The sequence below is a fragment of the Moritella marina ATCC 15381 genome, from assembly GCF_008931805.1.
GTDB classification, from domain to species: domain Bacteria; phylum Pseudomonadota; class Gammaproteobacteria; order Enterobacterales; family Moritellaceae; genus Moritella; species Moritella marina.
In genome coordinates, this window is record NZ_CP044399.1 from 3,511,986 (window position 1) to 3,523,641 (window position 11,656).

The window sequence follows — 11,656 nt, forward strand, 5'->3', positions numbered from 1 at the left end:
TGCAGAGAAATATTATTGCTATCGCAAACATACATGGCCATGGATGGCCTTGTCTAAGCGAACATGGATGTCTTGAGCGGTTTGCAGGAGTAATATTATTTAGAGCATTTAATTATCGAAATTTATATTATGGTTTTCCAAAAACTAAAATGCCAGTCAAAGACTGGCATTTTATCGTTCATTAACACTAATGTCGTTAGCGCATAATCAACTTATTTAACACGACCAACATATTCGCCAGTACGTGTATCAACTTTAACTACTTCACCGATTTGGATGAATAGTGGTACGCGTACAACGGCACCAGTAGTCAATGTTGCAGGTTTACCACCTGTACCCTGTGTGTCGCCTTTTAGGCCAGGATCTGTTTCTGTCACTTCCAATTCAACAAAGTTTGGTGGTGTAACAGCAATTGGGTTATCGTTCCACGTAGTAATAACGCAGATATCTTGTTCAACTAACCATTTAGCCGTATCGCCAACTGCTTTTACGTCAGCTTCAACTTGCTCAAACGACTCATTGTTCATAAAATGGAAGTATTCGCCATCGTTATATAGATACGCTAATTCTATTTCCATTACGTCTGCAGCTTCAACAGTTTCGCCAGACTTAAATGTTTTTTCTAGAATTTTACCAGAAACTAAACGACGAACTTTAACGCGATGAAATGCTTGGCCTTTACCTGGTTTTACATGATCATGTTCCATAATAGAGCAAGGCTCATTATCAAGCATGAATTTTAAACCGCCTTTAAAATCACTAGTTTTGTATGTTGCCATGTTATCCTCATGAAAAAATAGATTTCAATAATTAGAATTGAATAATTAGAGTTCAATAATGCCGCAAATGATAACCCGAAATGGAGCAAAGATGCAGGAAAATTGGAAAAAAGACTTAGCAAATGCCATTTCAGATCCCAGAAAGCTACTTTTTATACTAGAACTTCCCGAGACAACTTTCCAAGCAGATTTTGCGGCAAGACAGTTATTCCCTATGCGCGTACCGCTATCGTTTGTCGAACGCATGGAAAAAGGGAACCCTAAAGACCCACTATTTTTACAAGTGATGCCCAAGCAGCAAGAGTTCATTCAAAAGGCCGGATTCATTAAAGATCCGCTTGATGAACATGAATCTGTCGTGCCTGGATTACTGCACAAATACACTAACCGAGTACTGTTTATTGTCCGCGGTGGTTGCGCAATCAATTGTCGTTACTGTTTCCGTCGTCACTTCCCTTATCAAGACAATAGTAATAACAAGCATGAATGGCAACAAGCGATAGATTATATTCGTTCTAAACCCGAGATCATCGAAGTGATTTTCAGTGGCGGCGATCCGCTCATGGCCAATGACGAACAACTCGGTTGGCTGGTTGAACAATTAGAACAGATCCCACACCTTAAGCGCCTGCGTATCCATACCCGTTTGCCCGTGGTCATGCCTAGCCGTGTGACCGATGAATTCGTTAACCTGTTAAAACAATCAAGTTTACGCTGTAGTGTAGTATTACATATCAATCACCCTAATGAGCTCGCCGCAGAACTACCCGACGCATTGGCAAAACTCACCAATGCAGGGATCAGCTTATATAATCAGGCGGTATTACTGGCTGATATTAATGATAATGCCGACGATTTAGTGGAACTACATGAGCGTCTGTTTGATAACCGTATCCAACCTTATTACTTGCATGTGCTAGATAGAGTCGAAGGTGCGAGTCACTTTGAAGTGCCGGAAGAAAAAGCCGTCACACTAATGAATAAACTATTATTACGGTTACCGGGATTTTTAGTGCCCAAATTAGTACGCGAGATTGGTGGTGAGAAAAGTAAAACACCGATTGCGATTTAGTAACCCTTAGCCATTTATAAAATTAAGATCGTAAAATTCAGATAAAAAAGGAATGACCATAAAATCATTCCTTTTTTCGTCTTAGCATTTATGTCCTAAATGACAATTTTATCTAATGCAATTTAAGCGTTGGGCGTAATACCCGGTTTAAACTACCAACCAGCATCATCAAGCCTGTTTTCACATAACCATGTAAGGCAATTTGGTGCATGCGGTACAGTGAAATATATACCATTCTGGCAATACGGCCTTCAACCATCATGCTGCCTTTCGTTAAGTTGCCCATCAGGCTACCCACAGTACTAAAGCTACTTAGCGATACCAATGAACCATGATCGTGATAAACGAATGGTTTTAGCGTCGAACCACCTTGCATCAGCGTCATGATATTTTTAAACGCAACTGTCGCCATTTGATGTGCAGCTTGCGCACGTGGCGGTACAAATGAACCATCAGCTTGCGCGCACGATGCTAAATCGCCAATCACAAAAATACTGTCATCACGGCTTGCTTGTAAACTACCTTTCACCACAATCTGGTTAATACGATTGGTTTCTAGGCCTGCAATATCTTTCATAAAGTCTGGCGCTTTAATGCCCGCAGCCCATACCATTAATGACGCAGGAATTTGTTCACCATCTTTAGTCACCAAACCTTCACTGTTCGCTTCCGTCACCATCGTCTCGGTGCGAACATCAACACCAATTTTAGTTAATTCGTGGTGCGCAGCAGCAGAAATACGCGCCGGTAATGCCGGTAAAATACTTTTGCCAGCTTCTACTAGTGTTACATTTAACGATTCTTGATTTACATTGGTAAAACCGTAAGCCGATAATTGTGATGCCGTATTGTGTAGTTCAGCTGAAAGCTCAACACCCGTTGCCCCCGCACCAACGATAGCGATATTTACTTTGGCATCTTTATCTTTGTTCGCGCCATGTAACAAGAATGCATTTAACAATTCTTTATGGAAACGATGTGCTTGATCTGGGCTATCTAAGAAAATACAGTTGTCTTTAACACCTTTGGTATTAAAGTCATTACACATGCTACCAATCGCCAATACTAAATAATCGTATTGTAAGGTACGTTCGGCAATTAATAATTCGTCACAGTCATTATACAAAGGTGCAATCGTCACGGTCTTCGTTTCACGGTCTAAACCTGAAAAACTACCTAGCTGAAAATCAAAACCTTGATTCTTCGCATGTGCTGCATAACTTAATGCATCAATACCGGTATCCAATGAACCCGTAGCAACTTCGTGTAATAACGGCTTCCACAGGTGGGTTTTATTACGATCAATCAGCGTAATGTTGGCTTTGCCTTTTTTACCCAATTTACGACCCAGTTGTGTAGCAAGCTCAAGGCCACCAGCACCGCCTCCGATCACAAGAATTTTTTTCATCTTATTAAGTCCTCATAGATATATCAGTTAACAGTACTAAAACAACCCTTAACCATGGCGATCTTAATGATTGTTCAACGACTATTTCAACTACCGTTAACTGATACAACTAAGCAGATGCTTATCTTGCTACTCATTCCATTGACTGAGTATTAAAGCATGATTTTAAGGTTTAGATCTAGCAAAATTGAGCTGGATCACATTTAGCATATTAATATGTAACCACCCTCGCCTTCAATATATATAAAAATGTGATACCCAATCGAGCTCAAGATGCTTATAATACCGACCCATTTATTGATAAGAGCCCAGCGCAATGACAAATCAACAACTTCATGAACAGCTAACTGCACAGCTTAAAGGCTTTTACCACCCAGCGATTGAGGCTGATGAATTTTTAACGTTATTAAGCAAACGTAAAATGGGTAAATTTAGCGCTATCTTTGCAGCTGATAGTGGCTTTAAAGCAAATTCAAATCGTTTCCTACCTTATATGGAAGAGTTAGTTGACGATCAGCAAGCATTACCAAAAACGGACGAAGATGGGTTTGATGTGGCAATCGCAACATTCCTAGGTAAGTTACAACAAATGCACACTGTACTTGGTCAATTCTCAGAGCAACTAAAAGAGAAGAAACAGAGTAAACCAAGTAATATTGGTGAATAACGCCGGTAAATAATATCGGTAAATAGCATCGCTAGATAAAGCAAAAAATAATGGCTTACCTAAGCCTTATTGACGCTAAAAAGAAAAGCGGCATTAGCCGCTTTTTTTGACTCTGTAAAACAACGTAAACATAATCATCTGCATAAATAGCATTACTTTACACATACCTCGTTGATTTAATTAAAAGCAGTTTAATTCACTGGTTTAGTACGTCATAGATAGTGCCAGAACTCTAATTATTAAATCTTAAAAATTAACTTTACCCTCCTTTACAAACAAGCCTAACGTTAATTCCTCTCGTTCAAAACAAAACAACAAAAATCATTAAATAACAGGGGTTTAATAGTAATAAAAACTCGATATTAAAATCATATAAATCGATCTGGCTAGGCTAAAGAACATCTTTAGTCGTGAATGTTATAAACCTCATTCTATAAACATATTTACGCATTACCACTAAAGAACTAGATTCCTTATCAAGATTTCAACACCGAAACACAGGTCGTTGTCCTTAATTAATACCCATATTCAGAATTTTAATTTTCATTCAATTAGGTAGGGATCATGAGAATAAATAAAGTCGCTTTTGCTATTACAACATTACTGGCAGCCAGCCAAGTTCACGCTTCAGGTTTCCAAATAAATGAACACTCAGCATCAGGTTTAGGCCGTGCATTTGCCGGTGAAGCTGCAATTGGTGATGATGCAGCATCATTAGCACGTAACCCGGCATTAATGGCGACTTTTGATCGTGCGCAACTATCCGTTGTTGGTTCGTATGTGGCACCGGATGTGAATATTACAGGTCATAACGACAATAACAGCGCAAGCGATGTCGCTCCTGCGGCCGTTGTGCCTGCTATGTATTATATCCAACCTATCAATGATGAGTGGGCATTTGGTTTAGCCATGTACTCAAACTTTGGCACTGGTACTGAATACGCTGATGATTATGTTAATAATGCAGCAGCAGGCACCACACATATTGTCACTGCAACATTTAACCCAAATATTTCTTATCGAATTAACGAACAATTTAGTATAGGTGCCGGTGTAAGTGCAATTTATTCAACCGCAGAGCTGAAAAGAAGTATCCATCTATCACCTGGACTGCCGCAAATGCAAGCAGCTGAAATGGAAGGTGATGGAATTAATTTCAGCTGGAATGTAGGTGCATTATATGAAGTAAATGAAAACAATCGCTTTGGTATTAGCTATAAACACAGTTCAAAGATGGAGCTTGAAGGCACTTATTCAGGCAGGTATCCAGGTGCGATACTGCCCGTGAATGATATTGATGGCACCATGGAAAATACCCTCCCTGCCATTTTAGAACTTTCAGGCTATCACAAACTAACAAACCAATTTGCAGTATCTTATAGCTGGCAATACACAACCTGGTCGGATTTTGGCGATATTATTGCCTATGATTTAAATGGCGTAGAGGTACTGAAAAAAGAAGAAAACTTTAGTAACTCAAGCCGCTATTCAATTGGCACCGAATATTATGCAACAGAAAACCTAACGCTACGTGTTGGTTATGCTTATGATGAACAAGCCGCAGAGTCCACTTTAAGTATTCCAGATTCCGATCGACAATGGTATACCGCCGGTATGACATATAAAGCAACTCAATCTCTGTCGTTTGATATGGGTGCGGCTTTCATTGCAGGTAAAGAAATTACTTTTGATGAAGACATCCCACTTGGCGGAACTAAAACATTCTCTTCTAAAGGTGATGCTTGGATATACTCAGCACAGATGAACTACAGTTTCTAATTAATCGAAATTAAAGTCATATTTAAATGCCGTCCATCTTATTGGATGGCATTTCCCTTAATTTAGCCCAACCAAAACTCCCCTCTTCTATTAATAATCCTTCAAATAAAGATGCAATTAATAAAATATATAGTTCAAAAAAACTATAAAAAACATTATAGACACCTCTAAATATATACTTTTTTGTTATAAAGCGTAAAAAAAGCGCTATTTTATAGAGTCTTAGCTCTACAACTAAAGCGCTCTCTTAGTAAAATTTAAAATATTTGCAAACAGATCAGAGCAGTTTGGTTTTAGTATTTCTCAACACTTCAAAAAGCCTACATTAAACTTGTATAACAACCACTTATATTTAATTGTTGATTAAATGAAATGATTGTTAACCAAATGTTGGACTCCATAAAGTATTAGAAAATTAGACACCTAGTCATAAAAGACTATAAAAATGTCTTTACGATCTAATACGAAAGAATTAGATTTCAGTACAAGATTTAAAGGGCATTTAAAAAGTTCATTTTATTTGACCCTAATATCACATTCATAAATTCTAATTTTATATGGCGGTTTACATGAGAATTAATAAAGTTGCTCTAGCAGTTACAGCATTACTTGCAGCAAGCCAAGTTCACGCTGCTGGTTTCCAAGTTAGCGAACATTCAGCGTCAGGTCTAGGCCGCGCATTCGCTGGTGAAGCAGCAATCGGCGACGACGCAGCATCACTTGCACGTAACCCTGCATTAATGGCAACTTTTGATAAAGCGCAACTTTCAGTTGTGGGTTCTTATGTAACGCCAGAGATTGACGTTACAAGTACAACGCCTGGTTTAGACACTAATGATGTAGCACCAGCACAAGCTGTTCCTGCTATGTATTATATCCAACCAATCAACGAAAAAGTTGCTGTAGGTTTAGCGATTTACTCTAACTATGGTACTGGTACTGAGTATCCAGATGACTATGCTGCAGGTGCAATTGCAGGCACAACACATATTGTATCTGTAAATTTCAATCCAAATATCTCTTACCGTCTAAATGAGCAACTTAGCGTAGGTGCAGGTGTAAGCCTAGTATACGCAACTGCAGAATTAGAGCGAAACGTTGGCTATACCGGCACTCTTCTACCGCAAGATACAAATGCTGCAACTATGGAAGGTGATGGCTATGGTTTCGGTTGGAACGTTGGTGCATTATATGAAATCAATAAAAATAACCGCTTAGGTATTAGCTACAAATCAAAAGTTAAAACTGAACTTGAAGGTGATTACAAAGGTACATCAACATCAGCAGCTTCAAGAGGAGATACAACAGCCGGAGCCCTATCACCATTTGTGGGTCAAAAAACTGTTGATGGTACATTAGATATTAACTTACCTTCTATTTTAGAAGTATCTGGTTACCATAAACTAACAGACAAGTTCGCAGTATCATATAGCTGGATGTACACAACTTGGTCTGACTTTGGTGATATTGAAGCTAAAGGTGCTGAATGTAATGATATCACTGGTGCAGGCCCAGGTACTTGCTTAGTTAAAAAAGAAGACTTTAATAACTCTAGCCGTTATGCAATCGGTGGTGAATACTATCTTTCAGAAGCTTTCACATTGCGCGCTGGTTATGCTCTTGATGAACAAGCTGGTGAAGCAACATTAAGTATCCCAGATACAGATCGCCATTGGTACACAGCAGGTGTTACATATAAAGCATCACAAGCACTATCATTTGATTTCGCAGCAGCGCTAGTTGCAGGTGACGAAATTACATTTGAAGAAGAAGGCACTTCATTCACTTCAAGTGGCGATGCGTACATCTACTCAGCACAAATGAACTACAGCTTCTAATCCAAGCCTTATATTAAGCAGTTCAACTTTGCATTAAAAAGACAGCCTCGGCTGTCTTTTTTGTTTTCTGATCCAAATCAACAAAGATCCTGTTTAAGGATCTTTGTTACATCTACGCATTGCAATTAACTAGACGACCAGTCTATAATCAGCGTTATGGAAAATATGACAGACATTAAAGCTAAACCTCGCCGAGGTAGACCACCCAAAGTAGCCCGTGAAAATACCGATACCCGCGCAATGTTAATTCGCAGTGGTGTCGAAGTATTAACTGAGAGTGGCTTTGCCGCTGCAGGTATCGACGGTATCTTGAAAAAGGTCGGTGTACCAAAAGGATCTTTCTATCATTACTTTAAAAGTAAGGAAGATTTTGGTCAGGCAGTGATTGATAACTACGCTAGCTATTTTGCTGCTAAGCTGGATAAGTGCTTATTAGATGAATCAATCGCACCATTACAGCGTATTGTGAAATTTGCCGATGGCGCTAAACAGGGCATCGTAAAGTTTGAATTCAAGCGTGGCTGTCTAGTCGGTAATTTAGGCCAAGAAGTGGCTATATTACCCGACAGTTATCGTCTTGTACTGCAAAACATCTTTGCCGTGTGGGAAAGTAAGATACAAGCCTGTTTAGAGGCTGCCAAGCAACAAGGTGATATAAAAAATGATATTAACTGCGCGCAGCAAGCTGAATTATTTTGGATTGGCTGGGAAGGTGCAGTGATGCGGGCTCGACTCGTACAATCAGTGCAACCGTTAGATTTATATATCGCGATGTTTATTGCCAGTATCGCCACCAGCTAACATAATCATAGGTGTCTTGTTCTCTAGATTTCTTAACTCCTAGCTTAGGAATAACGAACAAGGCATTATTAAAATTTTTTTACATTTTAATAGACGATCAGTCTATATTAGGAGCTAAGCATGTTTAAAGGTATTTTAATCGAAAAAAATGACGACCAATATACAGCGTCAGTACAATCAATTGATGAATCACAACTGCCTGCTGGTGATGTCAGCATTGATGTTGCTTACAGCACGCTTAACTTTAAAGACGGTTTAGCAATCACAGGTAAAGGCCCAGTAGTACGCAGCTTCCCTATGGTGCCAGGTATCGATCTTGTTGGTACTGTGACGCAAAGCAACAGCGATAAATTCCAAGCTGGCGATCAAGTATTATTAAACGGTTTCGGTGTTGGTGAAAAACATTGGGGTGGCCTGGCAGAAAAAGCCCGCCTAAACAGTGATTGGTTAATCAAATTACCAGCAGGCTTAACGGCTAAACAAGCAATGGCAATCGGTACAGCTGGTTATACTGCAATGTTATCAGTAATTGCCTTAGAACGTCACGGCATCACACCTGAAAAAGGCGATGTATTAGTAACAGGCGCTAACGGTGGTGTGGGTAGCTTTGCGATCACAATCTTATCTAAACTCGGTTATAACGTTATCGCATCAACAGGTCGTCCTGAAGAAGCGGATTACTTAAAAGCATTAGGCGCGTCAGAGATCATTGATCGCAATACCTTATCTGAAGCAGGCCGCCCTATGGTTAAAGAACGTTGGGCTGCAGCGGTTGATTCTGTGGGTAGCCATACACTAACAAATGTATGTGCAGGTCTTAAATATGGCGGTGTGGTAACGGCTTGTGGTCTAGCACAAGGTATGGATTTCCCTGCAAGTGTTGCACCTTTCATTTTACGTGGTATTACCTTAGCAGGTATCGACAGTGTAATGCGCCCTATCGCGGACAGAGAAGAAGCATGGGCTCGTTTAGCAGAGATCCTAACCACTGATGACTTCACTTCTATCGGCACTGAAATCGGCTTAGAAGACGCAGTAGCAACGGCACATGATTTAATGGCCGGTAAAGTACGTGGTCGTGTATTGGTTAATATTCAAAAATAATAACTAATTAAAACCGCTAATTAGAATGGCAAAAGGCGCATCACTTGATGCGCCTTTTCTTTATCCAAAATCACTTAAGCTGACTTTAAATCATTATCTATCTATTATCTAAGGTCATTACTGCGCGCGATTAAACGTCACCACTTCATAACCTAGCGGCGTTAACGTATTACGTTCACTATCAATGTAATTCATCACTGCTTGCGCATCGGTATTACATACTGTGTTATCCGCTTTACAGTTTGGCGCATCACCTTGGTAATTTACTTGGTACTTTTTACCAACCTTAACAATATTCTTTACTTTAAAACCGGTTAGTTTGCCATCTACGAATGCTAAATCAACACGTTTAGAACTGTTCTTCTGTGCTTCATACAGTGGCGTCCAACCGTCATTACCCGTCGCGTTATAATTATTTAACGCGACGTTGTAAGTTTTGCTTTCTTCAATCGCAGTCCATGATGGCGCAGCTTCAGTACCCGTCATCACTTCCACAAAATCAACTTTACCGGCTTTGTTCGCGACTGTTTCTGTGTAGCTATAGCGAATGTGACCGCCATACGGGAATTTACCTGCGTGTGAACCGGCCGCTAATGTTGCGCTTACCGTATCGTTAATCAGGGTTTTAATTACTTTACCCGATACAGGAACAACTGACATAAAGTTAGCGAATGGCAGCATTTCTAACGACACGTTCCCTTGACGATATTCACCCGCTTCAATGTTGGTACGAATGCCACCAGCACCGATTAAGGCAAAATCAACTTTCATGCCCGTAACTTGTTGTACTTCAGCTGTATTAGCCCAGAAGTATTGGCCTTCCGCTAGGATAGGTGCAACATCAGAACCGTGTTTGTCACTGCCGCGATCACCCGGGCGACGTTCATGCTTTAACTCTACCGGTACTTGCGCAATTGTCTTGCCGTATGCTTGATTAACTGCAGGCTTGTAGTTCACATCAATACGTTGACGCATTGCCGCTTCTTCAGCGGTAATGGTGATGTTCTCAGCTTGGTCAATAAATTCAACCACATCTTGCGTCGCTACACTATCAAATTTCTCATCATCATGGCGTGATGGCTGTGAATAAAACTCATCGTTACTCAACAACACATTGTGTCCATTACAGTTAACAATGTCGCCTTGTTGATTAAAGCTTACTTGTAAACGACCGATAGCTTGTGCATATTCACCCGCTTGTACAACACAAGTTTTGCCCATGTTATCTGGATTTTTAACTATCTGTGCATACGTGCCGTTATTGTGTAAACCTAGATTAGTGAAGTCACCTAGTAACGTATGTGAGTGACCACCGACGATCAAATCAATACCGTTTACTTTACTGGCGACATCAACGTCTACCGCATTACCGATATGGGTTAACGCGATAATGTTGTTCACACCTTTGGCTTTCAACATATCAACGGTTGCTTGCGCAGAGGTCACCATGTTTAAGAATTTGATATCACCGGTATTCGGCGCGATATTTGGCATGTTATCGAGTGCTAAGCCAAATACAGCGACCAAGTCTTTATCTGTTGGTAGGTTATCTAAATCGCGAATAGCCGTTTTATTATTGCCATCAAATGCGTAAACCATGAAAGGGCGTAAATTGGTTTGGTCTTTTAAATCCGCATCTTCACTGGCATCAATGTTTGCTGCTAATACAGGGAAATTAATATCACTGATAAATTGATTAAGCTTGGTATTGTTCAAATCAAATTCATGATTACCCAATGCCATCGCATCGATACCGAATAGGCTTAAGATGTCTGCATTCATAGCGCCTTCATTCAACTTAAAGTACGCACTGCCCTGCCACGCATCACCACCGTGTAAGAATAAAAAGCTGTCATCATTTTGCTGCGCTTGTTCTTTGTAAGCATCAGACATAGTTTTCAAACGCGGATGACCGCCAAATTCGTTATATACAGTATCGCCGTTGGCAGTGAAACTTGATTTAACGGGATCGAAGTTAGAATGGGTATCATTGATATGGGCAACAGTCAGATTAAAGACATCGTCTGGTTGCGACGTTTGCGCGCAACCAGCGAGCAGTAAGGCAACAGAAACAGCGGTTAAACGTGCAGTAAGTGGTTTTGAAAACGTCATGATATTCCTTTACGGTCAGAAATTAAGATTGAATGTGTTAAATAATAACAACTAACATTAACGAGATTACACTAAGTAAAATTAAACCTAGTAAAG

General features: G+C 40.0%; 9 protein-coding genes. 6 read left to right on the forward strand and 3 right to left on the reverse strand.

Annotation, left to right across the window (positions count from 1 at the left end; genetic code table 11):
* Positions 1–212 precede the first annotated feature (212 nt).
* The gene (efp, locus tag FR932_RS15785; protein WP_019439635.1) at positions 213–779 is read right to left on the reverse strand and encodes an elongation factor P; all 567 of its coding nucleotides are present in this window, start codon (positions 777–779) and stop codon (positions 213–215) included.
* A 58-nt stretch (positions 780–837) separates the two neighbouring features.
* On the opposite strand from efp, the gene epmB reads away from it, so the two are divergent.
* The gene (epmB, locus tag FR932_RS15790; protein WP_026032019.1) at positions 838–1,851 is read left to right on the forward strand and encodes an EF-P beta-lysylation protein EpmB; all 1,014 of its coding nucleotides are present in this window, start codon (positions 838–840) and stop codon (positions 1,849–1,851) included.
* Positions 1,852–1,963: 112 nt separating this feature from the next.
* Here epmB and FR932_RS15795 read toward each other — a convergent pair whose 3' ends face one another.
* Positions 1,964–3,259, reverse strand: a complete 1,296-nt coding sequence (locus tag FR932_RS15795; protein ID WP_019439637.1) for an NAD(P)/FAD-dependent oxidoreductase — start codon at positions 3,257–3,259, stop codon at positions 1,964–1,966.
* 316 nt (positions 3,260–3,575) lie between these two features.
* On the opposite strand from FR932_RS15795, the gene FR932_RS15800 reads away from it, so the two are divergent.
* The 5 genes from FR932_RS15800 (at position 3,576) to acuI (ending at position 9,448) form a co-directional block, all read left to right on the forward strand.
* Positions 3,576–3,926 (forward strand): hypothetical protein, encoded by a 351-nt coding sequence (locus FR932_RS15800; protein ID WP_019439638.1) that lies wholly within the window; start codon positions 3,576–3,578, stop codon positions 3,924–3,926.
* Between the two features lie 564 nt (positions 3,927–4,490).
* On the forward strand, positions 4,491–5,705 hold the full coding sequence (locus tag FR932_RS15805) for an OmpP1/FadL family transporter (protein ID WP_019439639.1): 1,215 nt from the start codon (positions 4,491–4,493) through the stop codon (positions 5,703–5,705).
* Positions 5,706–6,274: 569 nt separating this feature from the next.
* A complete protein-coding gene (locus FR932_RS15810; RefSeq protein WP_019439640.1) occupies positions 6,275–7,543 on the forward strand; it encodes an OmpP1/FadL family transporter in 1,269 nt (422 codons plus the stop codon).
* Between the two features lie 165 nt (positions 7,544–7,708).
* Positions 7,709–8,344 carry an acrylate utilization transcriptional regulator AcuR gene (gene acuR / locus FR932_RS15815; RefSeq protein WP_019439641.1) on the forward strand — a complete coding sequence of 212 codons (636 nt, stop codon included), beginning with the start codon at positions 7,709–7,711 and terminating at the stop codon, positions 8,342–8,344.
* A 120-nt stretch (positions 8,345–8,464) separates the two neighbouring features.
* Entirely contained in the window at positions 8,465–9,448 is a 984-nt protein-coding gene (gene acuI, locus FR932_RS15820; RefSeq protein ID WP_019439642.1) for an acrylyl-CoA reductase (NADPH), read from the forward strand.
* 117 nt (positions 9,449–9,565) lie between these two features.
* On the opposite strand, the gene FR932_RS15825 is transcribed toward acuI, so the two are convergent.
* Positions 9,566–11,560, reverse strand: a complete 1,995-nt coding sequence (locus FR932_RS15825; protein WP_019439643.1) for a bifunctional metallophosphatase/5'-nucleotidase — start codon at positions 11,558–11,560, stop codon at positions 9,566–9,568.
* Between the last annotated feature and the right edge of the window lie 96 nt (positions 11,561–11,656).